Origin of the sequence: Mucilaginibacter phyllosphaerae (assembly GCF_004378255.1) — a bacterium.
In the GTDB taxonomy this organism is placed as follows: Bacteria; Bacteroidota; Bacteroidia; order Sphingobacteriales; family Sphingobacteriaceae; genus Mucilaginibacter; species Mucilaginibacter phyllosphaerae.
The window spans coordinates 140,235-165,002 of record NZ_SNQG01000006.1; the positions used below are offsets into that span (position 1 = coordinate 140,235).

The following is a 24,768-nucleotide window of genomic DNA, read 5'->3' on the forward strand; positions in this document are numbered from 1 at the left end:
TTAACAAATGATGGCTTTGATTATTTTTAGTAATTATTATCAAGCCCTTCTTATCACGCCTAACAGTAATGCTATAATGGCTATTACCAGTAAAATGTGAATTAATCCCCCCGCGTGGTTTACAAAGAATCCGAAGATCCACCCTATCACCAAAATAACTGCGATGATGTACAATAAGCTTCTCATAGTGTTGTGTGTTTAGTTAATGTTTTTATTATAGATGTAAGTATTAAACCAACATTATTCTAAAAAGTTTTGGAGTATAAAAAAACCAGGCACAAACCGGGTTATATTATTGATTACCTTTAAGATCAGGCCCTTCTTATTACGCCTAAAAGCAATGCTATGATCGCTATCACCAGCAGGATGTGGATGATACCTGTAGAACCTGCATAAAAAAATCCGAATGCCCAACCTATAACCAGGATAACGGCAATAATGTACAATAAGCCTCTCATGTTAAATGTATTTAATGTTTAAGTAAATGTTTGTTTAACTGCCTATACTAAAATCATTCCAAAAACATTAAAAACACAAAAGCCCCGCATGCAGGGCTTTTAAAATGCTAAATAAAGGGCTGTATTAATATTCGTCCTCGTTAAAAAAGAAATCGTCCTTAGTAGGGTAATCCGGCCATATCTCTTCTATATTTTCATACGGTTCGCCATCATCCTCAAGTGCTTGCAGGTTCTCAATAACCTCTACAGGTGCGCCAGAACGTATCGCGTAATCAATTAATTCATCTTTTGTGGCAGGCCATGGCGCATCCTCAAGGTGAGATGCTAATTCAAGTGTCCAATACATGTTTTTATATTAAAATGGTAAATATTGCTTTTTCGCAAAAGTATAATATTTTTAAATTGATTATCAATATTTTTTTGTAATTTTTTTATAGCCGCGGTATCCATTGATTTTCAGGCACTTTATCCGTATGCGCTACCATACGTGCCAGGGTGAACAGGTAATCGCTCAATCTGTTCAGATAAATATTCACTTTCTCATCTACGGTGCTTTCTTCGGCCAGGTGCACACTCAGCCTTTCGGCACGGCGGCATACACAACGGGCTATATGGCAGTAAGATATGGTATTATTACCACCCGGCAAAATAAAATGCCGTAGTTGGGGCAGCGTTTCATTCATCCGGTCCATTTCCTGCTCCAGCAACTCAATATCGGCTAAATGCAGGTCAGGGATCTGCATTTTTGATTTTTCGGGATCGGCCGCCAGCGACGAACCTATGGTGAACAGCCTGTCCTGTATCTGTTTCAGTACATCTTTGTCGTATTCACTCATCTGCTGGTCGCGTATCAGCCCGATGTACGAGTTCAGCTCGTCTACCGTGCCATAGCTCTCTATCCGCAGGTGGTGCTTGGGCACGCGGGTACCGCCAATTAACGATGTATAGCCCTTATCGCCGGTTTTTGTGTATATCTTCATAAGCAATTTAACAACATGGGGAACGTTTAAACATATTGTGCTAAACTTGTACGGTGTTGTTTTGTTCAAATATATTATTTACAAATTATGAAACCCATTATATCATCGGCCAGGGCATCGCTTATATGTTTATTTACAGTTGCGTTACTAAGTTTTAAATGCAGCAACGGTAATACAAAGCAACCGGCAGCCAGGCCCGGGGCGCCAAAACCCCCGGCAAATTTTTCGGCATTTTTAACCGAGCAGCAGTTTAATGCCCTGTTCCCCGAACGTGATAAATTTTACAGCTACCAGGCTTTTATCAAAGCCGTTAACCAGCTGGCGCAGATAAAGGTGCAGGTAAAGCGCAGGGCGGTATCTGTTTACCAGTTTACCCGCACAGATAAAGCTACAGGCAAAGCCACCGTTGTGCGCCAGGATGGCGACTGGAACGAGGAATGGGCAAAGGTTAAACCGGATAGCACTTACACGGTTGATTACGGCGCTTTTTGCACCGAAAAGGATGCTACAACCAACAAACGCGAGCTGGCGGCATTTTTTGCCCAGATAGCACACGAAACCCGCCACGGCCAAAACGAAAGCTATACCGACGGCCTGATGCTGATACATGAGGATAACACCGCATTAAATTATATTAGCGACAGCGACGAGTACCCGCCCGTTAAAGGGCAAAAATATTATGGCCGCGGCCCTATGCAAATAAGCTATAACGGCAATTACGGCTATGCATCCGACTGTATTTTTGGCGATAAAAAAGTTTTGCTGAACAACCCCGGCCTGGTAGAAACCGACCCGGTGGTGGCCTTTAAAACCGCCATTTATTTTTGGATGACACCAGAAACCCACAAACCATCGGCACATGATGTAATGATTGGCAAATGGCAGCCAAACGCTACAGACAAGGCTAAAGGCCGTACCCCAGGCTTCGGCATGACGATATTAATTGTTAACGGCGACCTGGAATGCAACAAAGGTGAAGATAATTACAGCATGAAAGACCGTATAGGCTTTTACCAGTTCTTTTTGAAAAAGCTGGGCGTAACCGATAATAACTGCGCCTGTAGCTGCGGCAAAATGGAGCCGTATAAGTATTAGCCGTAAATACCGCACATCCATAAGCAAAAGAAGCCGCCCCAAACTTAAAGGGCGGCTTCTTTTGTTATTTCAGAACAAGGTGTTTCTTGTCAACTATAATTAATCATCAGATTTGCCTACCAGTTTCCACACATAGGCAGTGCCTTCTTTTACAATACCAAAGTAATCAAACGTACCGCTTGACCGGTCGCCGGCGCTATCAAGCGCATCGCTGCCGCTAATACCCTGGTGCTTGTTGGCTTGCTCTACAAAAGTGGTTTTTAGTTTGGTATAATTGGTAACATCGCCGTTAGTGGCCTCTAAGGTATAGGCAATGGCCCAAAGCGCATCATAAGCGGCCAGGGCAAAAGCATCCGGCTCTACCCCTGTTTTGGCTTTTATGCGGGTAGCAACGGGTTTCCACTGGTTTTCAAAAGCAGTTGGCAAACCTACCGATGGTGCAAAAAAGCCTGTTTTTATAGCAAAATCTGCCGCAGCAGCATCTGTAGTAACGGCAGTGCTTAAAACAATACCGTCGCCGCCATACCATTTAATACCGCTTAAAGCTGGCTCGGCAGCTGCTAATTTAAATATCTGTACACCTTCATCAAAAGACGACAGGTAAACCGCTACTTTGCCTGCGCCCTGTGTGGCTGTAAGCGTTGCTACCTGGCTTTTTATATTAGCAATAAGCAAGCTATAATCTGTTATGCCGGTGCTGTAAACAATACTGCTTGCCGTGCCGCCTTTGGCTACAAATGCGTTACTTGTAGATACCTGCAGGCCCATATTACCCGCATCATTACGGGATACGGCTACCAGCCCGCGCATGCCTTGCTTATAAATGGTGTTGGCGCTGGCCGCACCTTCAATTTTATCTGACGGGCAAAAACGGAAGATCCCATCGCCTGCGATGGCCAGGCTGCCCGCCGTACTGCTTTGGCTTACCAAAATAATTTCTGATGCATCAACCAATGGTTTTAATGCGGCCAGTTCTGCGCTACTTTGCGGGCCTACAATAAAGTGTACGCCTGCGGCTTTAGCCTGTGCAAATTGGGTTTTGGCCAATTCGGCATCCAGCTTGGTATCTGTAAAGCTAACCGTTAGCTTAAATGGCTGGTTTTTACCTGCCAGGTAGGTGTTAATATCTTCGGCGGCTATTTCTAACGCAGCCTTTGAGGTAAGCCCTAATGACGACCAGTTGCCTGTTAAAGAAAATAAGCCCCTAACATCAACTGTTTTTACTACGGCAACTTTTGTTTTTTTACAAGATTGAAATATAAACGTTGCGGAAAGCAACATAACAACAATAAGAGAAATTCTTTTCATTTTTAATGATATGATTTAGTGGCGCAAAAGTACGTTTAATTTAGAATTTAACTAATTTACCGGCAGTTTAATACTAAAATATCGCCCATTGTAACATCTGTTGCTATATTTAGTCTGATATTTTTTTGAACATCAAAATGAGTGATCTTTTATTTGATACCGCGGGTTTATCATCAATCGAAACCGACGCTTTTGACGCCACATACCAGGCATTACGGCAAAGGCACCATATTGAAGTACCCGGTTATATAGATTTCCAACTGGAGCAGTTTGAGGCCCTTAATCATCACCGGGCGGTTAACATACGCGATACCTACGCCATTAAAAACCCCTGCGGCGACAGTTATCTTTTGTTTATAGATACACATACCGAACACACACCCGTTAAAGGCCGTAAAACCTATTTTACAGAGTACCAGCCCTGGGCCCTGGCTTATTTAAAACGCGACTTTGGCCGTGTATTCATCCGCACCGAAACCATAATAGACAAGATCCGCGAGATCATATTCCCGATAGAGCTTGATTTTAAGGAAGATAAACCCTTTAGCGACAGGTTTTATGTTTTAACCGATGACAAACACAAAACCGAGCAGGCCATGGTCCAACAATTCAGGGATGCCATGATGGCCATTAAGGAAACCGACTTTGTAGTGGAGATCTTCGAGCATACGCTCATCATCGGCAACCGTAAGCCCATTTCTCCTGAAAACGCTCTTTACCTGGCCGATTTTGTAGCAAGGCTTGCCGAGTTGAAGTGTTAAATCCCTGCATTGGCATTGCGCGGTAGTGAGATTAGCCAAAAAAGCCATCTTCGCAATGCGAAGATGGCTTTTTGCTTTATATAAACCGAAAAACTATTCTTTTTCTGAATTGACAGTTTCTGGTGCTCGCCTGCTAACGGTTTGTACGTGCTCGTTAATGTAATCGTTCTCTACCAGGCCATCGCGCATGCGCACAATACGGTGGGCATGCATGGCTATGTCTTCTTCGTGCGTTACCAGTATAATGGTGTTGCCTTTAGCGTGGATATCCTCCATCAGGCCCATAATTTCTATAGATGTTTTGGTATCCAGGTTACCGGTGGGCTCATCGGCCAGGATGATAGAAGGGTTATTGATCAGTGCGCGGGCTACGGCCACACGCTGACGCTGCCCGCCCGAAAGCTCGTTGGGGCGGTGATCTGTACGGTTGCCCAGACCTACATTCTCCAGGGCCATGCGGGCACGCTCGTTACGTTTTTCTTTGCTGATGCCTGCGTAAACTAACGGCAATGCAACATTATCTAAGGCACTGTTGCGCGGTAAAAGGTTAAACGTCTGGAAAACGAAGCCGATCTCGGTATTGCGCACCTCGGCCAGATCGTTATCCGTCATGTGGCTTACGTTGATACCGTTAAGGATGTATTCGCCTTTGGTTGGGGTATCCAAACAGCCCAGGATATTCATTAATGTTGATTTACCCGACCCAGAAGGACCCATTAACGCCACAAATTCGCCCTTGTTGATGGTTAATGATACCGACTTTATCGCATGGATAATTTCTGACCCGATGACGTATTTCCGGCCGATATCTTTAATGGTGATCAGAGGCTCTTCCTTTTTGGTAGCAATTGGCATGTTCCGTTTTTGTTATTTGACAGCAGAGGGATGGTAAATGTTACAGAGCAAAGAGATAAAAGATGACAAGGATGGGGAATCAAGATCTTGCTCTTTCTTAATTCTTGTATTTTGACTTCCTGCCGCTCTTACTTTATCACCTTGGCCACTAAAAAATGGCTCTCGTCATGGTCCGGGGCGTTTTCAAGTGCTTCGGCGGTGGTAATATCCTGCTTAACTACGTCCTCGCGCAAAACGTTTGGTTCGGCGGTCATGTACACAAGGGGCTCCACGCCGGTGGTATTTACCTCGTTCAGTTTATCCATAAAGCCCAGAATTTTGTTCATGTCTTTGATCATGTCCTGCTTTTCGCCGGCGGCCAGTTCCAGGCGTGCCAGGTGGGCTATTTTATCAACTGTTTGCTCGTCTATGGTCATGTTCTTCAATCTTTTTGCTGATGATGCCGTGTACCTGGTCGCGCAGGGCATCGGCATCATTTATGGTTAAGTGGGCCGTTTCTATAGGCTGATGTACAAATATATCACATACGCCCGGTTTGCTGCCATATTTTTTGCCATCGTCCCACAAAATCTTCCAGGTATTTACAGATGTTACGGGGATAATAGGCACCTTAAGCTCGATAGCCATGCGGAACGGTCCATTTTTAAAAGCATGCAACTCGGGCGGGTAATGATCAGGGATGGTAGCTTCGGGAAAAATGATTACCGTAATGCCGCTCTGCAACCGCTCCATAGCCTGTTTAAACGCTTTAAACGATGCCATTTTGCTTTCGCGGTTTACAGGGATATCCACCGTGCGGAAGAATAGCCCGGTTACCAAACCATCTACCAGTTCCTGCTTGCCCATAAAACAGCAGTTGCTTTTTACCAGCAGGCTCATGGCCGTAATATCCAGGTTGGAGGTATGATTTGGGGCGATGATGTAGGTTTTAGTCCAGTCGACAGGCTGCTCAAAATGATAATGATACCGCATGCCCACAGTAAGCGAGCTTATAAAACCCCATATACGCCGAACGGCGTTCATGTGTTTATAACGCTCCGGCTTACGCGAAAAGTAGTACAGGAAGGGCCAAAACAGAAAATAAAAAAATGCTACACTCCCCTGGTAAAGGTAAAGGTGCACTTTCTTCAATATCATTTTCATCGCCCTCAAAAATATAAAAAATAGTAACTATTTGGCCCCCTCTAAATCTCCCCCGATAGGGGAGACTTTTAAAAAAGTCACTCTCCCTCGTAGAGAGGTTTGGGGTGAGGCTATCAGGCCCCTCTTCATCTCCCCCAATAGGGAATACTTTTTTTAAAAAAAACTCCTCTCTCTCGGAGAGGGGTTTGGGGTGAGGCTAAAAATCCTTACTTTCGCCCCCAATATGGAAACTGTTGTTAGCGGCATACGCTCTACCGGAAATTTACACTTAGGTAATTACTACGGGGCTATTCAAAACTTCGTAAAAATGCAGAACGAGTACAAATGCTATTTTTTCATAGCCGACCTGCACTCGTTAACCACACACCCTACCCCCGCCAACCTGCACGGCAACGTTAAACAGGTGCTGGTAGAGTACCTTGCAGCCGGTATAGACCCTGAAAAAGCAACCATTTACGTACAAAGCGACGTACCGGAGGTTACCGAACTATACCTCTACCTGAACATGAACGCCTACATGGGCGAACTGGAACGCGCAACATCTTTTAAAGATAAAGTACGCGCCAATCCCGATAATGTGAATGCTGGTTTATTAACCTACCCGGTTTTAATGGCGGCAGATATCATCATCCACAAAGCAACAAAAGTACCTGTGGGTAAAGACCAGGAGCAGCACCTGGAAATGGCGCGCACCTTTGGTAACCGCTTTAACAGGCTTTATAATAACGATTACTTCCCCGAGCCATTCGCATTCTCTTTCGGTGAGAGCCTGGTAAAAATACCCGGGCTTGACGGTAAAGGCAAAATGGGTAAAAGCGAGGGCGAAGGCAATGCGATCTTTTTATCTGATACGCCGGAAGCTATCCGCAAAAAAGTAATGCGCGCCGTTACCGATGCAGGGCCTACCCAGGATAACCAGGCCAAACCTCAGGAAATTCAAAACCTGTTCGACCTGATGAAGGTGGTATCCACACCAGATACACTGGAGCATTTTGATAACCTGTACAACACCTGCGCTATCCGTTACGGCGACCTGAAAAAACAACTGGCCGAGGATATGATCATTGCAACCGCCCCTATCCGCGAAAAGATAGCCGATATTGCAAACGATGCGCCTTACCTTAGGCAGGTGGCCCGCTATGGCGCTGCCAAAGCCCGCGAAAGCGCACAAAAAACCATCAGGGAAGTTAGGGAAATTATTGGTTTCAGGAATTTTTAGAGGGCTCATAGTCTGAATCAGAATTTACGGAATTCGTAAATTTTCAGAATTCATACATTGTCATCTCAAATAATTCTCTTAATTCTGTAAATTCGGAAAATTCTGATTCAGATTATATATGCACATAGCTATTGTAGGAAATATTGGCGCCGGTAAAACCACCCTTACCGAAATGTTAGCGAAAAATTACGGATGGGAACCGCTGTACGAAGCAGTGGATAACAACCCCTACCTGGAAGATTTTTACAACGAAATGAAACGCTGGAGCTTTAATCTGCAGATCTATTTCCTGAACAGCCGCTACCGCCAGATCATCGATATCCAAAAAAGCAACCGCAACATCATTCAGGACCGTACCATATATGAGGATGCTTACATTTTTGCAGAAAATCTGCACGATATGGGCCTGATGACCACCCGCGATTACGAGAACTACCAAAGCATGTTTGATAATATTACCGAATTTATTAAACCGCCCGACCTGCTGGTGTACCTTAAAGCCAGCGTGCCCACCCTGGTCAACAACATCCAACGCCGCGGCCGCGATTACGAGATCGGCATCCGGATAGATTACCTGTCTAAACTGAACGAGAAATACGACAAGTGGATAAACGGCTACAAGCTGGGTAAACTATTGGTGCTGGATAAAGACAACCTGGACTTTGCCAATAACACCGAAGACATGGCATCCATTGTAGAGAAGATAGAGCGCGAGATAAACGGGTTGTTTTAGAGGATGATTAATCTGCTCCGTTAGGAGCTACCGCTTTGTAGAAGAAGACGGTACATTATTCTGCCTCGTAGAGGTTACCCTTTACCAACTTGTTATTTAGGGTTGCATCTACGGAGCAAAAAACACATTTATTAAATGCTACAAAGCGGTAGCTCCTAACGGAGCACATTTTTGTATTAGAGTATATGGCTTTAGTCGCAAGTATTTACTGGTGATCACGTATATAGTAAATATGGCAAAATTTAAATAACCCCAATTAACCTACTTCAAAACTTCCCACCCGGCCATCAGGTTTCTTTATCAATATTGACAGCTTGTTGAAGAATAGCAAAGCGTATAATGGTTCGACAGGCTCACCAGGACACAAACACCATGTCCGTCTAAGCTTTTTGAAGACTTAACAAAGTAGCTAATGGTTCGACAGGCTCACCAGGACACAAACACCATGTCCGTCTGAGCTTGTCGAAGAATAGCAAAGCGTATAATGGTTCGACAGGCTCACCATGACACAAACACCATGTCTGTCTGAGCTTGTCGAAGACTTAACAAAGCGGCTAATGGTTCGACAGTACAACAGGACACAAACACCATGTCCGTCTGAGCTTGTTGAAGAATAGCAAAGCGTATAATGGTTGGACAGGCTCACCAGGACACAAACACCATGTCCGTCTAAGCTTGTCGAAAAATAGCAAAGCGGCTAATGGTTCGACAGGCTCACCAGGACACAAACACCATGTCTGTCTGAGCTTGTTGAAGAATAGCAAAGCGGCTAATGGTTCGACAGGCTCACCAGGACACAAACACCATGTCTGTCTGAGCTTGTCGAAGAATAGCAAAGCGTAAAATGGTTCGACAGGCTCACCAGGACACAAACACCATGTCCGTCTAAGCTTGTCGAAGACTTAACAAAGTAGCTAATAGTTCGACAGGCTCACCAGGACACAAACACCATGTCCGTCTGAGCTTGTCGAAGAATAGCAAAGCGTATAATGGTTCGACAGGCTCACATAACACAAACACCATGTCCGTCTGAGCTTGTCGAAGAATAACAAAGCGGCAATGGTTCGACAGCTACACCAGGACATTCATCGTTAATATATCTTCCTTAAAACTTTCCACCCGCCCAACAGGTTTCTTTATCATCAAGAAACTAACATGCGTAAACATCTATACAAACCCATACTTTTTATAACGCTTGGCATTATGGCTTCTGCCTGCAGCAAAAGCAGCGGACCGCTGGCTATATTTAAAAAGCTATCCCCGCATGATGCCTATGCACAACGGTTAAAAGATAATGGGTTCGACCGCACCGCCATGGGCAGCACATGGCTGTTAAATGCCGATAAAGTGGTTAGCGCCCCCTTAAACATCAATATCCCTTACAAAGAAACCGGCTATTTTGCCGACGATAAAGTGAGTAGCACCGCGCTGCGCTTTGATGCTAAACGCGGGCAAAAGCTGCGCATTAGCATTACCAAAAAACCGGTTAGCAATTTTGCTATCTATGCCGATCTGTTTCAGGAAAATGGCACCCAGCCCAAACTAACCGCCTTTGCAGATACCACCGGCGCCGTACTGGAGCATGAAGTAAAACAAACCGGCAAATACATTCTGCGCCTGCAGCCCGAATTGTTGCGCAGCGGCGAATATACACTTACCATTAGCGCAGGCCCATCTCTTAGCTTCCCGGTATCGGCATCCGGCAGACCACATATAGGCAGCTTTTGGGGCGATGGCCGCGATGAAGGTGGCCGCAAGCACGAGGGTATAGATATTTTTGCGCCCAAACGTACGCCTGCCATTGCCGCCGCAAACGGCACAGTAACCGGTGTTACAGTAAACAATCTGGGTGGCAACGTAGTATTTATGCGCCCAGATAATGCAGATTACACCCTGTATTACGCCCATCTGGATGTACAAACTGTGCAGCAAGGGCAAAATGTTATTACAGGTGATACGATAGGGCTGGTAGGTAACACCGGCAATGCCCGCAACACCCCACCCCATTTGCATTTCGGTATTTATACGAATAGTGGCGCGATAGATCCGCTGGTTTTTGTGGATAAGGATTTAAGGCAAGCGCCCCCTGTATCTGCCCCGCTAAAATATCTGAACGCCACGGTACGCACATCAGCCAAAAGCAGCAGGCTATACAACCTTCCGTCAGATAAAGGTTTTGCCGTGCAAACCATGTCTGTTAATACGCCGCTATCCGTAAGCGCCGCAACAGATAGCTGGTACAAAGTATCCCTGCCAGATGGGCAGACAGGTTACATCAGCAGTAAAAATGTAACCACTGCAGATAACATCCGTAACATCACCCTAAAAACAAACCATCCGCTGTATAACGCGCCGGATACTGCGAATGCCCCGCGCAAAAAACTTGTAGCCGCAGGTGATAAAGTTGGCGTGTTGGGCGTTTACCGTAATTATTTGCTGGTGAGTAATGGTGAGGAAACGGGTTGGATAAGCGAGTAACTAATTAGTATTATTATTAATTCCTGTTTCTACTCATGCTCCGTTAGGAGCTATCGCTTTGTAGCAAACGTAAAAAATATTGATTCTGCCTCGTAGAGGCTACCCTTAAATGGTTTATTGGGTTGCACCTACGGAGCAAAACTACCATTGTAAACCCTGCTACCAAGCGGTAACCCCTAACGGGGCAATATTCATCAATGTAATTTCTCATATCTAATCTACAACGCGCCAGGTCGTGCAAATGCCCGCGCAAAATGTTTACCGCAGGTGATAAGATTGGCGTGTTGGGCGTTTACTGTAATTATTTGCTGGTGAGTAATGGCCGGAAACGGGTTGGATAAGCGAGTAAGATATTGCTGTTGATTGTTCATTAGTATTACCTTGAGCAATTCAATTATTGTAAGTGCAGATATAAACTTAGCCTGAAGAACGTAACGATTAGCGCAAAATGCGGCATAGCGTAACGCACGGGTGGCACAGGCACCAATAAAGCACTAACTTAAATAGTGCGGAACCAAGCCGCAAGTTTTATTAACATGTTATTTGTTTTTATTTGTGTTAATGAGCTTCCTATGGTCGGTTTTCTATGGTGACTTTTCTTTTTAGCGAAAAAAAAGGAAAGTTACACCCACTGACGATTCATATACCTTATTGCCATTCCTAACGGAGAACGGATCGGTGACTTTTCTATCGGGAATGCCACGCTATCGCTCGCAATGACGCCTGGAAAGATTAAAAACCTTTTCCACAATCTTAAATTCGCTCCTCAAATCCCGCAAATTTTCCTACTTTTGTATCCCGTACACAAACAATTGGTTTCGGCCTAAAAACCGCTTACCGGATTTCAAAAAAATCATGACTAAATACATTTTTGTTACGGGTGGAGTTACCTCATCGTTAGGAAAAGGCATTATTTCGGCCTCATTAGCTAAACTTTTACAGGCACGCGGCTACCGCGTAACCATCCAAAAATTCGATCCTTACATTAATATTGATCCGGGAACTTTAAACCCTTACGAGCATGGCGAATGCTACGTGACCGAGGATGGCGCCGAAACCGACCTTGACCTGGGCCACTACGAACGTTTTCTGAACACGCCTACCTCAAAGGCCAATAACATTACCACCGGCCGTATTTACCAGAATGTGATCAACCGCGAACGCGAAGGTGCATTTTTAGGTAAAACCGTACAGGTTGTACCCCACATTACCGACGAGATAAAACGCAACATGCGCATACTGGGCGAAACCGGCGATTACGATATTGTAATTACCGAGATTGGCGGTACCGTGGGCGATATCGAATCTTTACCATTTGTAGAGGCCGTAAGGCAGTTTAAATGGGAGGCCGGACCGGGCAATGCCCTGGTGATCCACCTAACGCTTATCCCCTTCCTGGCTGCAGCAGGCGAGCTAAAAACCAAACCTACGCAGCACTCGGTTAAAATGCTGTTGGAGTATGGTATCCAGCCGGATATACTGGTTTGCCGTACCGAGCACCATATTAATATGGACATCAGAAAAAAAATTGCACTATTTTGTAACGTTAACATCAATGCGGTTGTCGAATCGATGGATGCATCAACCATTTATGATGTACCATTGCTGATGCTGAAAGAAAAACTGGATCAAACGGTATTGACCAAATTAAAGCTATCCCATAAGAACGAGCCTAACCTGGATAACTGGAAAGATTTTTTGGGCCGCTTAAAAAACCCTACATCCGAAGTAAGGATTGGCCTGGTAGGTAAATACGTAGAGCTGCCCGATGCTTATAAATCCATCATCGAATCTTTCATCCATGCAGGTGCTAAAAACGAGTGTAAGGTAAAGGTGCAATACATCCCGTCGGAACAGTTAACACCCGAGAATGCTGTTGAAAAACTGCGCGGCCTGCACGGCGTACTGGTTGCACCCGGCTTTGGCGAACGTGGCTTTGAAGGCAAGATAGAGGCCATCCGCTACGTGCGCGAAAACAATATCCCATTCTTCGGCATCTGCCTGGGCATGCAATGTTCGGTAGTGGAATTTGGCCGCAATGTTTTAGGCTTAAAAGGCGCCAGCAGTACCGAAATGCACCCCGATACCCCTCACCCGGTGATAGATATGATGGAAGACCAAAAGAACGTGGTGAACAAAGGCGGCACCATGCGTTTAGGATCTTACCCATGCGACCTTAAAAAAGGCAGCAAGGCGGCTTTAGCATATGGCAAAACACACATTACCGAACGCCACAGGCACCGCTTTGAATTTAATAACCAATATTTAAAAGATTACGAGGCAGCAGGCTTAACCCCATCGGGCATTAACCCCGAAAACGGTTTGGTAGAGGTTGTTGAATTAAAAAACCACCCGTTTTTTGTGGGTGCGCAATTCCACCCGGAATTAAAATCAACAGTTGCTAATCCGCATCCTCTTTTTATTAACTTTGTCGCCGCTTCGCTGGCTTATGCCCGCAAGAACTGATTAATAGTACGATACAACAGATAATGGATAAAAATACGTTTACAGGGTTATTCCTGATCATGATCATTATGGGCGCGTCCATATATTTCATGAAACCTTCTGAGGCTGATATCAAAAAAGAACAGCTTTCCGTTCACCTCGATTCGATAAAAAAAGGACTGATCAAAGACCCGGCGGCTACCGCTGCTGCAAAAACTGCGGCTAAAACCGATACGGCAAAAAAAGCCGGCGTTGTAGATTCTGCCGTTTTAAAAACACCTTTTGGCGCTGCTACCATGGGCACCGAGCAATTTGTGACCATCGAAAATAAAGAAATGCGCCTGAAGCTGTCTACCAAAGGCGGCCGCATTTATTCTGCCGAGCTGAAGAATTACAAAACCTTCGATAAAAAACCGTTGATTTTATTTGATGGTAACGATAATAAATTTGGCTTAACCCTTAAAACGGGCGACAGAACGCTGAACACCAACGATCTGTACTTTACCCCAAGCGGTACTGCGTTGCAGGTTGCCGGGCAAGATTCATCGTCTATCACCATGCGTTTAAGCTACAGTACAACGCAGTTTGTAGATTATGTTTACTCGCTTAAAGGCACCGGTTTTAAAGTTGGCTTAAACATTAAATCTACCGGGCTGGAGCAAATTGTACCGGTAACAACCGGTTATAACCTTAACTGGAGCGCCAGCTTGCCTAAAAAGGAAAAGGATATGACGCAGGAGCGCCAGTACAGCACCGTGTATTATAAAAATACGGATAACGAGGTGGATTACTTAAGCGAAACCAAAGACGACAAGAAAACCATTGCCGATAAAAAAATGCAGTGGGTTGCCTTTAAGCAGCACTTCTTCTCTAACGTGTTGATTGCGAAGGACGGCATTTCAAAATCTGATTTTGAAGTAGCTACCGATGTTGCCGATACCACCGATGTAAAACAAATGAAGGCTAACCTGGTGCTGATGCCTAATGCAGCAGGCGCCATTCCGTTGGAGTTTTACTTTGGCCCTAACCGTTTCAACACGTTAAAAGATCAGGGCTACGATCTGCAAAAGCTGGTAAACCTGGGCTGGGGTCCGTTAAAATACATTAACCAGTTTGCGGTACTGCCGTTGTTTAATTTCTTAAACAAATTCAACTGGAACTACGGTATCATTATTCTGATACTAACGATTGTGTTAAAGTTGGTATTAGCCCCGCTTACCTACAAATCGTACCTATCCATGGCAAAAATGCGTGTGCTGAAGCCGGAGATGGACGAGATAAAAGCAAAAGTTGGCGAAGATAACCCTACTCTTTTACAGCAGGAATATCTTAAGCTTTACAAAAAAGCCGGCGTAAACCCGCTGGGTGGTTGTTTGCCTTTACTGATACAGATGCCTATCGTAATTGCATTCTTCCGTTTCTTCCCAAGCTTGTTTGAGCTGAGGGGCGAAAGCTTTTTGTGGATGCATGATTTATCTACCTACGATGCGGTGATCACCTTCGCTAAAATACCTTTCATTGGTAACCACATCAGTTTAATGTGTTTGTTGATGACCATATCTACCTTGATCTACACCTATTTCAACAACCAGATCTCGGGCGCTACCGGCCAGATGAAATATATAGGTTACATCACCCCTATCATCTTCCTGGCTACGCTGAACAGCTACCCATCAGGCTTAAACTATTACTACTTTCTGGCCAACATGCTTACGTTTGCCCAACAGTACTTAATTAAGTTTATGGTTGATGACAAGAAGATCCATGCACAGATCCAGGAGAACAAAAAGAAACCGGAAGACCCTAAAAAGAAAAAATCAGGCTTCGGTGCCAAACTGGAAGAAATGATGCGCCAGCAACAACAAGTGCAGGCGAAGAAGGGTAAATAGTGAATAGAGATTGGTGATTAGAGATTAGTTACCTAATATTAAACCCACAGTTAAAAGCTGTGGGTTTTTTGTTGGGATACATCATTCCCTCCGCAGGGGGGGGGTGCGGCTGGAAGGTGCGGTGGCAGGGAGGGGTTTGAACCCCATGCATCGCTTATAAAGCTCACCTACACAAGAATGTAATTACACAATTAGCTACCCGTTAATTCATTCTATTTTATCAAATAATAACTAAATATATTAGCAAATATTTTTTACATTTGAAACCATGTATGCAATTGTGGATATCGAGACGACGGGTGGGCATGCCAGTGCAAACGGCATTACAGAGATTGCTATTTGTATCCACGATGGTAAAAAGGTTACCCGCCGGTTCGAAACACTGGTGAACCCGCAGCGGGATATCCCGGTTTATATCCGTGCCCTAACAGGTATCACCAACGAAATGGTGCAAACCGCCCCGCTGTTTGAGGATGTAGCGCACGAGATCTATCACCTGTTAAAAGGCCAGATATTTGTAGCCCACAACGTAAATTTCGATTATTCTTTTCTGCGCTATCATTTGAATGCAGCCGGTTACGAATTGAATGCCAACAAACTTTGCACGGTACGCTTAGGCCGTAAAATAATGCCGGGGCTGCTATCATACAGCCTGGGTAAACTTTGTACGCACCTGGGCATCCAGAATAACAGCCGCCACCGTGCCATGGGCGATGCCGAAGCTACCGCCCAGCTATTTGGCCTGTATCTAAAAAACGATACCCACGACCATATTAAACAGGCCTTAAAGCAAAACAGCAAGGAACAGGTACTGCCCGCCAATTTGCCCAAAGCAGATATTGAGGCCTTGCCATCATCGCCGGGGATCTATTACTTTCACGATCAAAAGGGCAAGGTGGTATATGTGGGGAAAGCCAAAAATATTAAAAAACGCGTTTGCAGCCACTTTACCGGCAACAACCCCAACCTGCAAAGGCAGGAGTTTTTGAAGAATATTTATCGTGTTAGTCACCAGGTTTGCGGTAACGAGTTAATAGCCCTGGTGACCGAAGCAGTAGAGATCAAACGGCTATGGCCAAAATACAACCGATCGTTAAAGCGCTTTGAGAATACCTACGGCATTTATATGTATGAGGATCAGCGCGGGTACATCCGCCTGGCGGTGGATAAATTGCGTAAGCACATGCCATCGGTATATGCCTGCAACACCCTGTTTGAGGGGCGCAGCCTTTTATTAAACCTGATAGATACCTTTGGCCTTTGCCCTAAATTATGCTTTATCCAAAAAAATGACCAGCCCTGTAATGGCGCACATGTTGGCAGATGCGCCTGCGAAGGAAACGAATTGCCGGAGGTTTATAACGAGCGCATCCAGGATGCGCTGAATGAGTTAAAGAAAACCCTGCCCACCTTCGCCATACGCGATGAAGGCCGCACGGACGATGAGCATAGCTGCATATTGATAGAAGAAGGCCGTTTTTACGGTATGGGCTATATTTCGCATTACTATGATGTGGATAATATCCAGGCGCTAAAAAACTATCTTACGCCCTACCCGGGTAATGACTATATCCGCAACATTGTAGCAGGCTATGCAGACAGGTTTCCGCAGCGGAAAGTGAGCTTTTCGGCATAATTAACCCGGCGTAAAAAGACGCGAAGTATCGCGTCTCTACGGGAAAAAAATAATGTAGAGACGCGATACTTCGCGTCTAATGACCGCCTTTACCTTAGCTGGCGCAAGCTTTCAGCTTGTGCCTAAAACAAGGTCAGCTTTCAGCTGACGCAAGCTGAAAGCTTGCCTTATAACCCACACAAGTTACGCTACACTAAACTTGCGCGAGCAAAATATTATCTAAAGACGCGAAGTATCGCGTCTCTACGACAAATATCTCGGTACATATATTTCCCACCTTCCCAAACAAATAAATTTCTGACAGGTTAATATATTATCATTTAATTATAAAACCTGTTATGGATAGTATTAATAAAAATCAACCCGAAGATAATTTTGAGAACCTGGAAGGCGATAAAGCCTGGAAAAAATTAAAGGAAATGGCCGAAGGCACCAGCTGCTTTTTTTGCAGTAATATCAAAACAGGGCTGCCGTTTTCTACCCGCCCCATGTCGCCGCAAAAAATTGATGATAATGGCGACCTTTGGTTTTTGAGTGCTAATGATAGCCACAAAAATGCCGAAATAGCGCAGGACCCAATGGTGCAATTGTTATTCCAGGGCTCTAAATATTCTGATTTCCTGACCGTTTACGGCATTGCTGAAATTAGCGAGGATAAAGAAAAAATTAAAGAACTATGGGAACCCATCTTAAAAACATGGTTTACCGAGGGCGAAGATGACCCACGCATTTCTGTTATCAAGATCACGCCTACACAAGGCTACTACTGGGATAATAAACATGGCAACGCCGTTGCCTTTGTTAAACAACTGGTAGGCGCAGCCATCGGCAAAACCTTGGATGATTCTATAGAAGGGAAACTGGAAATTTAGAAATTAGAGACTTGTGATTAGAGATCAGGTTTGTCCTGATCTCTAATCACAAGTCTTAACAATTAGGAGCTACCTCATCTCTAACTAATTCATTTCCAATCTCTTTATATAACTCCCGACTTCTCCAACTCTGCCTGCATTTGTTGCTGTAATTTTAAAGCTTCTGCACGGGCCGCATCGGCAAAGTCTTCGCCGTTACTTGCGTAGATGATTCCGCGGGATGAATTGACGATCAGGCCGCAATCCTTGGTCATACCATATTTACAAACATCCTCCAGGCTACCACCCTGCGCACCAACGCCCGGTACCAGCAAAAAGTTATCGGGCGCGTATTTACGGATGTTGGTAAATTCGGTGCTTTTGGTAGCGCCAACTACAAACATCAGCCTGTCGGCACCGGCCCAGGTATTGGCCTTTTGTATCACTTCCTCATATAAAAAGCCGTTCCCGGTTTCCAGGTACTGAAAATCTTTACTGCCTACCGAAGACGTTAGCGCCAGTATGATCACCCACCTGCCCTCGTACTTTAAGTAAGGCGTAACGCTGTCGTTCCCCATATAAGGCGTAACCGTAATGGCATCAAAGCTCATGCCCGATGTTGCTTCGTTAAAAAAGGCCTTGGCGTAGTTATCAGATGTATTACCGATGTCGCCGCGTTTGGCATCAATAATATTCAGGATGTGCTTTGGGGTGTATTGCGCTGTGCTGATAAGGCTTTGCAGGCCTTTTAAACCGCGGCTTTCGTAAAAGGCGGCGTTGGGCTTGTAGGCTATACAAAGGTCATGCGTGGCATCTATAATGCGTTTATTAAACTCAAAAACCGGGTCGGGGTAGTGTTTTAAAAACTCTGGGATCTTATCAATATCGGTATCCAGGCCAACGCATAAAAAGGATTTTTTCTGTTTGATCTGTTCGATGAGCTGCCGGCGTGATATCATGTAGATTATGAATTTATGATGACAGGCAAAACTAAAAAATTAAAAGCAACCCTTTATTTTTTTAATAAATTTGCATTTTAATATAATTTCATTAAAATTGCATTGTTTTCCTGCATTATTTCTTGCACTAAAGAAACAATTTAATCTCCACGTACTTTATTAGCTAATACATTACCTGGGCTTATTTAATTGCATAATCAGGGTTTCAAAACAATCTTTCAAATAAAAAATCCTTTTGAACTATAATTCATATCATGTCTGATACAATCGAATTGAACGACAAACTCGTTTCTGAGTTGCGCGAAATTGCTAAAAGTTTGGGTATTGCAGAGGCCGACGAGCTGAGAAAAGCTGCGCTTATTACTGCAATAGTACAACAACAGCAGCTAATAGAAGCCGCCAGGAACCAGCAAAGTGTTGTTGAAAATAACTATGCTGAAAAAACGGCCGAACCCGCTGCCGAAAATACCGAAAAAACACGCAAACGTACCCGTACCATAAAAACCAAAGAGCAGCCCCGCGTAGAAGTGCCTTTGGATGATACTAACCTGTTTAACCAGGAAGAAGAAGAAGATCAGGCTGGAGATAACGGTAATTCTACTGCCATTGCAACAGCGCCAGCCACCGAAGCAACTGAGCAAACGGAGGAAAAAACGGAACAGGCAGGCCAGCCAGACCAGCCGGTTACCGAAAGCCGCCCGCAAAAATTTGAGCGCCGTTCACCGCAACAGCAGCAAAAATCGCAGGAGCCGGCTATTAACCTTGATTTTGACAACGTTATTGTGAATGAGGGCGTTTTAGAGATCATGCCGGATGGTTATGGTTTCCTGCGTTCGTCAGATTATAACTATTTAACCTCTCCGGATGATATTTACGTATCACAATCGCAAATAAAACTGTTTGGCTTAAAAACCGGCGATACCGTTCGCGGCAGCATCCGCCCGCCAAAAGAGGGCGAAAAATATTTCCCGCTGGTACGCGTAGAGGCCATTAACGGCCGCATACCTGCAGAAGTGCGCGACCGTGTGCCCTTTGACCACTTAACGCCGCTTTTCCCGTCAGAGAAATTAAACTTGTTTACAGATGCCGGTAACTACTCTACCCGTATCATGGACCTGTTTTCGCCTATTGGCAAGGGCCAGCGCGGTTTAATTGTAGCCCAGCCAAAAACGGGTAAAACCATGTTGCTAAAGGATGTTGCCAACGCAATAGCCAAAAACCACCCGGAAGTTTACCTCATCATTTTACTGATAGACGAACGCCCCGAAGAGGTGACCGATATGGCCCGCAGCGTACGCGCCGAGGTAGTATCATCAACCTTTGATGAACCTGCAGACCGCCACGTAAAAATTGCCAACATTGTGCTTGAAAAAGCAAAACGCATGGTTGAGTGCGGCCACGATGTAGTTATCCTGCTGGATTCTATCACCCGTTTGGCACGCGCCTACAATACGGTAGCGCCAGCATCCGGCAAAATCTTATCGGGTGGTGTGGATGCCAACGCGCTGCATAAACCCAAACGCTTTTTTGGTGCTGCCCGTAACATCGAGGATGGCGGCTCATTAACCATTATTGCTACTGCCTTAACAGAAACCGGTTCAAAAATGGACGAGGTGATATTTGAAGAGTTTAAAGGTACCGGTAACATGGAGTTACAGCTGGATCGTAAACTATCCAACAAACGTATTTTCCCGGCTATCGATATCACGGCATCAAGTACCCGCCGAGACGATCTGCTGCTTGACCGCGACACCCTGCAACGCATCTGGATACTGCGTAACCACCTGGCAGACATGAACTCACAAGAATCGATGGAGTTTTTACAGGCGCAAATTAAAGGCACCCGTACAAACGAAGAATTTTTGATCTCTATGAATTCATAATATCTTTACACCGGCGGGAGTTATAAATAACGTAAGCTTATTATAACTCCCTTTGGTTATTGTAAAATTTATGATACCTTCATGACATTATGAGGCGACGGGTAAAAAAACATCTTCCAAATGCTATAACGTGTGCAAATTTATTTAGCGGCTGCATTGGTATTGTTTTTACTTTTCAGGATAACCTTAAGTTTGCGGCCTATGCCATATTTTTGGCAGCGATATTTGATTTTTTTGATGGTTTTGCCTCCCGCGTTTTACAATCCTTTTCGGGCATAGGTAAGGATCTGGATTCGCTGGCAGATATGGTAAGCTTTGGCGTACTGCCATCGGCCATTATGTATGAGCTTTTGCTGCAGGCCCCGCAAATACCGCATGTAAGCGAATACCTTAATTTTATAGCTTTTTTGATCCCGGTATTTTCTGCCCTAAGGCTGGCTAAATTCAACACGGATACCCGCCAGGCCGAAAGCTTTATAGGCCTGCCTACCCCGGCAAACGCTATCCTCATCGCTTCTATCCCGCTTATATTACTGCAATACAACAGCATTGCGCGCTATATCTTAAACCCTTACGGTTTATCGGTATTTATTATTGTGATGTGTACCCTGCTGGTGGCCGAGATACCTTTGATGTCGTTAAAATTCAAGAACCGCGATTTTAATAAAAATTTCTACCGCTATTTATTACTGTTGTTTTCGTCAATACTCATTCTATTTTTTAAATTTGCGGCGGTACCGGTGGTTATCGTAATGTACATCACCCTATCGTTAATTCAACTTAAATTTGCAGATGATACCGTAATAGGCAGCTCGCATAAAAACAGCTAACCCTACCCTGTCATCACTTAACAACAACATTAGATGAAAAAATTCCTGGCCGAAATTGATGTAATGCCCAAAAAAGAGATCCTTGACCCGCAAGGTAAAGCCGTTACCGGCAGCATGAAAAACCTGGGCTTATCAGAAATACAAAATGTGCGCATAGGCAAACACATTTCACTTGAAATTGAAGCCGACAGCACCGAAACTGCCAACGCCAAAGTTGACGAAGCCTGCAAAAACCTGTTAGCCAACCTGATTATGGAAAGCTATACCTTTAAGCTGGAAGAAGTAGCTTAGTTAGGCTGAGAGTTAAAAGCTTTACTCATTTAAAAATATATAAAAGCAAAAGGCAACCCAATCGGTTGCCTTTTGCTTTTACAGTTGCCGGGCAAAACCTTTAAGCTTTTGCCTGTATTATTTTACCTCTTTTAAAGGCTCGCTTCTTTCTCTTTTTTAATTTTTTCCAGCTCTACCAGGTTGGTGTTTACAGTTTCTTTAACCTGGTTAAATTTGGCTATAATTTCGTCGGGATTATCGCCGCCGGCTTTGCAGGCAAGTTCTACTTCCTGTATGGTAGCCTGGCTTTGGGGCATCCCAAAAAAACCAAGGTTAGGTTTTAATTTATGCGATGCCGAGGCTGCGGTAGCCCAATCCTGCCCGGTGATGGCAGTATTAATGGCATCAAGTAATTGCGGGGTTTGCTCCAGGAACATCCCTATCGAGTCTACAATAAATTCATCGCTGCCGTCGGCAATTTCGTATAAAAAGGCCAGGTCAAGGTCGGGGGTAGGTAAATTATCAGGCATTATGCTGGGTTTAAAATCAAAATTATAACTTTTTTACGATCAAGTTGTCGTTAAGGTTGTTTTTCAAATCTAATATCGTTTTATTTAACACAGGATGTATCAAATCCGGCGCTATCATTCCCAAAGGCTCTAAAGTAAATCTGCGGTGGTGCAATTGCGGGTGCGGCACAACCAGGTCGGGCTGGTTAATAACAGCATCGCCATAAAATAAAATATCGATATCTATCGTCCGCGATCCCCATTTTTCTTCGCGCTTGCGGCCCAGCTCTGTTTCAATTGCCAATACCCTATCCAGTACCTGCTTTGCGGTAAGTGTGGTTTGCAGCATAATAACCTGGTTTAAATAGTCGGGCAGGTTGGTTTTACCCCATGATTGCGTTTCATAAACCGGCGATACTTTTATCACCGGGGCAACCCGGCCCCCAATATGCGCAATAGCCTGCTGTAATAACAATTGCCGGTTGCCCAGGTTACTGCCAAGTAATAAAAAAACATCAATCATTGTTGTAACAAATATTAGGTATAAGGCTCTTAATAGTGCACCGAATTACTAAGTTTGCATATATAAATGATTTATAACAGTTAATGAAACAATTCTTCAAATTTGTATTGGCTACCGTAGTTGGTATTATTATAGCAAGCGTCATCCCCCTTATATTTATTGCATTTATTATTGCGGCAGCCAGTAGCGACAAAGCTGTGGATGTTTCTCCAAACTCGGTACTGCATATTAAATTTGATTACCCCATAACCGAGCGTACCCCAAATAACCCGCTTGCCAACCTGGGCTTTTTAGGGTTAGACGGCGAAAAATCGCTTGGGCTGAACGATATACTGGCCAGCATTAAAAAAGCCAAAACCGACGGCAACATTAAAGGCATATTTTTGGATGAAAGCTATATGATGAGCGGCCAGGCCACTACCGAAGAGATCCGCAATGCGCTGATCGATTTTAAAAGGTCTAAAAAATTCGTGGTGGCTTATTCCGAAATTTATACACAGGGCTTTTACTACCTGGCATCTGTTGCAGATAAAGTTTACATCAACCCCAAAGGTATTTTTGAATTCAGGGGTTTTAGTTCAAATATTACCTTTTTGAAAGGCGCCCTTGATAAACTGGGCATAGAAGCACAGGTAATTAAAGTAGGCACTTACAAAAGCGCTGTTGAGCCCTACATCCTTACTAAAATGAGCGATGCCAACCGCCTGCAAGTTAACTCCTACTTAGGGTCGATGTATGATTATTTCCTTACCGGCATCAGTAAAAGTAGGGGCATCAGCAAAGATTCGTTATTTAACTATGCCAACACCGGCCGCATACAACAGCCGGAAGACGCCCTTAAATACAAACTGGTAGACGGGCTAAAATATAAGGACGAGATTTTGTCTGACCTTAAGCAGCGTACAGGTATTGCCGATAGTAAAGACATTGCCAGTGTTGACCTGGATGAGTATCGCAAAAGTGCAGCCCCCGCCCCGTCGAACCCGGACGAGGTGACTTCTAATAACCGCATTGCCATTGTTTATGCCTCGGGCGAGATCAGCGGCGGCGAAGGCGACGATAACAGTATCGGGTCTGAAAACATTTCAAAGGCTATCCGCAAATTAAGGCTGGATACTAAAGTTAAGGGCATTGTACTGCGTGTAAACTCACCGGGCGGCAGTTCGCTGGCATCAGATGTGATCTGGCGCGAGGTAATGCTCACCAAAAAAGTAAAACCCATTATTGTTTCTATGGGTGATGTGGCCGCATCCGGCGGTTATTACATTGCCTGTGCTGCAGATTCTATCATAGCCGAACCCAATACCATTACCGGCTCGATAGGTATTTTTGCCATACTGCCCAACATGCAAAAACTATTTAATGATAAGCTGGGTATTACTTTTGATGGTGTAAAAACAGGCAAGTATGCCGATCTGGGCGATGCAAGCCGCCCCTTATCCCCCGAAGAAAGGGCCATTTTGCAAAACAGCGTAAATCGTGGCTACGATGATTTTACCAAAGCTGTGGCCAACGGCCGCGGTAAAACCCAGCAATATATTAACAGCATTGGCCAGGGCCGCGTATGGACAGGCACCCAGGCGCTAAAAATTGGCCTGGTTGACCGCCTGGGCAATATTAACGATGCCATACAATCTGCAGCTAAAAAAGCCGGTGTAAAAGATTACAAAATAGTAGCCTACCCCGAGCAAAAAAGCTTTTTAAACAAATTTGGCGAGGGCTTAAGCGCCCAGATAAAAGCCCGTTTTGTAAAAGCCGAGCTTGGCGAAAACTACCGCTACTACCAACAGATAAAAGGCGTAACCCAAATGATGCGCACCCCGCAAATGCGCATGCCTTATGAGGTGGTGATCAAATAACACAAAGCTTATAGTTAATGGTTCATAGTTAATGGTACATAATGTGCTATTGAAACTATGAACCATTAACTATTATCTATTATC

At 44.5% G+C, this 24,768-nt stretch carries 24 protein-coding genes; 13 read left to right on the forward strand and 11 right to left on the reverse strand.

Annotated features, from left to right (window positions below; translation table 11 throughout):
• Nucleotides 1-39: 39 nt before the first annotated feature.
• From E2R65_RS16430 to E2R65_RS16445, 4 genes are all read right to left on the reverse strand, one after another.
• Nucleotides 40-186: a lmo0937 family membrane protein gene (locus E2R65_RS16430; protein ID WP_121249096.1), complete on the reverse strand. Its 147-nt coding sequence runs from the start codon at nt 184-186 to the stop codon at nt 40-42.
• A gap of 125 nt (nt 187-311) precedes the next feature.
• A complete protein-coding gene (locus tag E2R65_RS16435; protein WP_134337579.1) occupies nt 312-458 on the reverse strand; it encodes a lmo0937 family membrane protein in 147 nt (48 codons plus the stop codon).
• A 124-nt stretch (nt 459-582) separates the two neighbouring features.
• Nucleotides 583-804, reverse strand: a complete 222-nt coding sequence (locus tag E2R65_RS16440; RefSeq protein WP_002996718.1) for a DUF2795 domain-containing protein — start codon at nt 802-804, stop codon at nt 583-585.
• An 85-nt stretch (nt 805-889) separates the two neighbouring features.
• Nucleotides 890-1,438 carry a cob(I)yrinic acid a,c-diamide adenosyltransferase gene (locus E2R65_RS16445; protein ID WP_134337580.1) on the reverse strand — a complete coding sequence of 183 codons (549 nt, stop codon included), beginning with the start codon at nt 1,436-1,438 and terminating at the stop codon, nt 890-892.
• Between the two features lie 87 nt (nt 1,439-1,525).
• Between E2R65_RS16445 and E2R65_RS16450 the strand changes: the two genes are divergently transcribed.
• Nucleotides 1,526-2,533 (forward strand): chitinase, encoded by a 1,008-nt coding sequence (locus E2R65_RS16450; RefSeq protein WP_134337581.1) that lies wholly within the window; start codon nt 1,526-1,528, stop codon nt 2,531-2,533.
• Between the two features lie 99 nt (nt 2,534-2,632).
• Here E2R65_RS16450 and E2R65_RS16455 read toward each other — a convergent pair whose 3' ends face one another.
• A complete protein-coding gene (locus E2R65_RS16455) occupies nt 2,633-3,841 on the reverse strand; it encodes an ABC transporter substrate-binding protein (RefSeq protein WP_134337582.1) in 1,209 nt (402 codons plus the stop codon).
• A gap of 137 nt (nt 3,842-3,978) precedes the next feature.
• Between E2R65_RS16455 and E2R65_RS16460 the strand changes: the two genes are divergently transcribed.
• Nucleotides 3,979-4,602, forward strand: coding sequence for a hypothetical protein (locus E2R65_RS16460; protein WP_134337583.1), 624 nt, complete (start codon nt 3,979-3,981; stop codon nt 4,600-4,602).
• A gap of 93 nt (nt 4,603-4,695) precedes the next feature.
• Here E2R65_RS16460 and E2R65_RS16465 read toward each other — a convergent pair whose 3' ends face one another.
• The 3 genes from E2R65_RS16465 to E2R65_RS16475 all read right to left on the reverse strand — a co-directional run bounded on the left by E2R65_RS16465 (nt 4,696) and on the right by E2R65_RS16475 (nt 6,594).
• Complete coding sequence (locus E2R65_RS16465) at nt 4,696-5,457, reverse strand: ABC transporter ATP-binding protein (protein WP_134337584.1); 762 nt, start codon at nt 5,455-5,457, stop codon at nt 4,696-4,698.
• Between the two features lie 128 nt (nt 5,458-5,585).
• Nucleotides 5,586-5,873 (reverse strand): Asp-tRNA(Asn)/Glu-tRNA(Gln) amidotransferase subunit GatC, encoded by a 288-nt coding sequence (gatC, locus tag E2R65_RS16470; protein WP_134337585.1) that lies wholly within the window; start codon nt 5,871-5,873, stop codon nt 5,586-5,588.
• Nucleotides 5,848-6,594, reverse strand: coding sequence for a lysophospholipid acyltransferase family protein (locus tag E2R65_RS16475; RefSeq protein WP_229704684.1), 747 nt, complete (start codon nt 6,592-6,594; stop codon nt 5,848-5,850). The genes gatC and E2R65_RS16475 overlap by 26 nt, the downstream gene beginning before the upstream one ends.
• Before the next feature lie 229 nt (nt 6,595-6,823).
• On the opposite strand from E2R65_RS16475, the gene trpS reads away from it, so the two are divergent.
• The 7 genes from trpS (at nt 6,824) to E2R65_RS16510 (ending at nt 17,872) form a co-directional block, all read left to right on the forward strand.
• Nucleotides 6,824-7,819 (forward strand): tryptophan--tRNA ligase, encoded by a 996-nt coding sequence (gene trpS, locus E2R65_RS16480; RefSeq protein WP_134337587.1) that lies wholly within the window; start codon nt 6,824-6,826, stop codon nt 7,817-7,819.
• Between the two features lie 118 nt (nt 7,820-7,937).
• Nucleotides 7,938-8,552 carry a deoxynucleoside kinase gene (locus E2R65_RS16485; protein ID WP_134337588.1) on the forward strand — a complete coding sequence of 205 codons (615 nt, stop codon included), beginning with the start codon at nt 7,938-7,940 and terminating at the stop codon, nt 8,550-8,552.
• 1,155 nt (nt 8,553-9,707) lie between these two features.
• Nucleotides 9,708-11,030 carry a M23 family metallopeptidase gene (locus E2R65_RS16490; protein ID WP_134337589.1) on the forward strand — a complete coding sequence of 441 codons (1,323 nt, stop codon included), beginning with the start codon at nt 9,708-9,710 and terminating at the stop codon, nt 11,028-11,030.
• Nucleotides 11,031-11,885: 855 nt separating this feature from the next.
• Complete coding sequence (locus E2R65_RS16495) at nt 11,886-13,496, forward strand: CTP synthase (RefSeq protein WP_134337590.1); 1,611 nt, start codon at nt 11,886-11,888, stop codon at nt 13,494-13,496.
• Between the two features lie 23 nt (nt 13,497-13,519).
• The gene (gene yidC / locus E2R65_RS16500; RefSeq protein WP_134337591.1) at nt 13,520-15,364 is read left to right on the forward strand and encodes a membrane protein insertase YidC; all 1,845 of its coding nucleotides are present in this window, start codon (nt 13,520-13,522) and stop codon (nt 15,362-15,364) included.
• Between the two features lie 268 nt (nt 15,365-15,632).
• Nucleotides 15,633-17,000, forward strand: a complete 1,368-nt coding sequence (locus tag E2R65_RS16505) for an exonuclease domain-containing protein (protein WP_134337592.1) — start codon at nt 15,633-15,635, stop codon at nt 16,998-17,000.
• 338 nt (nt 17,001-17,338) lie between these two features.
• Entirely contained in the window at nt 17,339-17,872 is a 534-nt protein-coding gene (locus E2R65_RS16510; protein ID WP_134337593.1) for a pyridoxamine 5'-phosphate oxidase family protein, read from the forward strand.
• A gap of 104 nt (nt 17,873-17,976) precedes the next feature.
• Here the strand turns inward: E2R65_RS16510 and pyrF are convergent, their stop codons facing one another.
• Complete coding sequence (gene pyrF, locus E2R65_RS16515) at nt 17,977-18,807, reverse strand: orotidine-5'-phosphate decarboxylase (RefSeq protein ID WP_183500410.1); 831 nt, start codon at nt 18,805-18,807, stop codon at nt 17,977-17,979.
• Nucleotides 18,808-19,064: 257 nt separating this feature from the next.
• Between pyrF and rho the strand changes: the two genes are divergently transcribed.
• The 3 genes from rho to purS all read left to right on the forward strand — a co-directional run bounded on the left by rho (nt 19,065) and on the right by purS (nt 21,814).
• Complete coding sequence (gene rho / locus E2R65_RS16520; RefSeq protein WP_134337595.1) at nt 19,065-20,693, forward strand: transcription termination factor Rho; 1,629 nt, start codon at nt 19,065-19,067, stop codon at nt 20,691-20,693.
• Nucleotides 20,694-20,782: 89 nt separating this feature from the next.
• A complete protein-coding gene (pssA, locus tag E2R65_RS16525) occupies nt 20,783-21,523 on the forward strand; it encodes a CDP-diacylglycerol--serine O-phosphatidyltransferase (protein WP_134337596.1) in 741 nt (246 codons plus the stop codon).
• Nucleotides 21,524-21,556: 33 nt separating this feature from the next.
• Entirely contained in the window at nt 21,557-21,814 is a 258-nt protein-coding gene (purS, locus tag E2R65_RS16530) for a phosphoribosylformylglycinamidine synthase subunit PurS (protein ID WP_134337597.1), read from the forward strand.
• A gap of 131 nt (nt 21,815-21,945) precedes the next feature.
• Here purS and E2R65_RS16535 read toward each other — a convergent pair whose 3' ends face one another.
• Nucleotides 21,946-22,323 (reverse strand): Hpt domain-containing protein, encoded by a 378-nt coding sequence (locus E2R65_RS16535; RefSeq protein ID WP_134337598.1) that lies wholly within the window; start codon nt 22,321-22,323, stop codon nt 21,946-21,948.
• Nucleotides 22,324-22,345: 22 nt separating this feature from the next.
• Nucleotides 22,346-22,825, reverse strand: a complete 480-nt coding sequence (gene folK, locus E2R65_RS16540) for a 2-amino-4-hydroxy-6-hydroxymethyldihydropteridine diphosphokinase (RefSeq protein WP_134337599.1) — start codon at nt 22,823-22,825, stop codon at nt 22,346-22,348.
• Nucleotides 22,826-22,908: 83 nt separating this feature from the next.
• Here folK and sppA point away from each other — a divergent pair, with 83 nt between their 5' ends.
• On the forward strand, nt 22,909-24,684 hold the full coding sequence (sppA, locus tag E2R65_RS16545; protein WP_134337600.1) for a signal peptide peptidase SppA: 1,776 nt from the start codon (nt 22,909-22,911) through the stop codon (nt 24,682-24,684).
• Nucleotides 24,685-24,768 lie beyond the last annotated feature (84 nt).

Excerpts from the sequence above, each read along its gene's own strand:
- E2R65_RS16430 (WP_121249096.1), bottom strand. The coding sequence starts at position 186 with ATGAGAAGCTTATTGTACATCATCGCAGTTATTTTGGTGATAGGGTGG.
- E2R65_RS16435 (WP_134337579.1), bottom strand. The coding sequence starts at position 458 with ATGAGAGGCTTATTGTACATTATTGCCGTTATCCTGGTTATAGGTTGG.
- E2R65_RS16440 (WP_002996718.1), bottom strand. The coding sequence starts at position 804 with ATGTATTGGACACTTGAATTAGCATCTCACCTTGAGGATGCGCCATGG.
- E2R65_RS16445 (WP_134337580.1), bottom strand. The coding sequence starts at position 1,438 with ATGAAGATATACACAAAAACCGGCGATAAGGGCTATACATCGTTAATT.
- E2R65_RS16450 (WP_134337581.1), top strand. The coding sequence starts at position 1,526 with ATGAAACCCATTATATCATCGGCCAGGGCATCGCTTATATGTTTATTT.
- E2R65_RS16455 (WP_134337582.1), bottom strand. The coding sequence starts at position 3,841 with ATGAAAAGAATTTCTCTTATTGTTGTTATGTTGCTTTCCGCAACGTTT.
- E2R65_RS16460 (WP_134337583.1), top strand. The coding sequence starts at position 3,979 with ATGAGTGATCTTTTATTTGATACCGCGGGTTTATCATCAATCGAAACC.
- E2R65_RS16465 (WP_134337584.1), bottom strand. The coding sequence starts at position 5,457 with ATGCCAATTGCTACCAAAAAGGAAGAGCCTCTGATCACCATTAAAGAT.
- gatC (WP_134337585.1), bottom strand. The coding sequence starts at position 5,873 with ATGACCATAGACGAGCAAACAGTTGATAAAATAGCCCACCTGGCACGC.
- E2R65_RS16475 (WP_229704684.1), bottom strand. The coding sequence starts at position 6,594 with ATGATATTGAAGAAAGTGCACCTTTACCTTTACCAGGGGAGTGTAGCA.
- trpS (WP_134337587.1), top strand. The coding sequence starts at position 6,824 with ATGGAAACTGTTGTTAGCGGCATACGCTCTACCGGAAATTTACACTTA.
- E2R65_RS16485 (WP_134337588.1), top strand. The coding sequence starts at position 7,938 with ATGCACATAGCTATTGTAGGAAATATTGGCGCCGGTAAAACCACCCTT.
- E2R65_RS16490 (WP_134337589.1), top strand. The coding sequence starts at position 9,708 with ATGCGTAAACATCTATACAAACCCATACTTTTTATAACGCTTGGCATT.
- E2R65_RS16495 (WP_134337590.1), top strand. The coding sequence starts at position 11,886 with ATGACTAAATACATTTTTGTTACGGGTGGAGTTACCTCATCGTTAGGA.
- yidC (WP_134337591.1), top strand. The coding sequence starts at position 13,520 with ATGGATAAAAATACGTTTACAGGGTTATTCCTGATCATGATCATTATG.
- E2R65_RS16505 (WP_134337592.1), top strand. The coding sequence starts at position 15,633 with ATGTATGCAATTGTGGATATCGAGACGACGGGTGGGCATGCCAGTGCA.
- E2R65_RS16510 (WP_134337593.1), top strand. The coding sequence starts at position 17,339 with ATGGATAGTATTAATAAAAATCAACCCGAAGATAATTTTGAGAACCTG.
- rho (WP_134337595.1), top strand. The coding sequence starts at position 19,065 with ATGTCTGATACAATCGAATTGAACGACAAACTCGTTTCTGAGTTGCGC.
- pssA (WP_134337596.1), top strand. The coding sequence starts at position 20,783 with ATGAGGCGACGGGTAAAAAAACATCTTCCAAATGCTATAACGTGTGCA.
- purS (WP_134337597.1), top strand. The coding sequence starts at position 21,557 with ATGAAAAAATTCCTGGCCGAAATTGATGTAATGCCCAAAAAAGAGATC.
- E2R65_RS16535 (WP_134337598.1), bottom strand. The coding sequence starts at position 22,323 with ATGCCTGATAATTTACCTACCCCCGACCTTGACCTGGCCTTTTTATAC.
- folK (WP_134337599.1), bottom strand. The coding sequence starts at position 22,825 with ATGATTGATGTTTTTTTATTACTTGGCAGTAACCTGGGCAACCGGCAA.
- sppA (WP_134337600.1), top strand. The coding sequence starts at position 22,909 with ATGAAACAATTCTTCAAATTTGTATTGGCTACCGTAGTTGGTATTATT.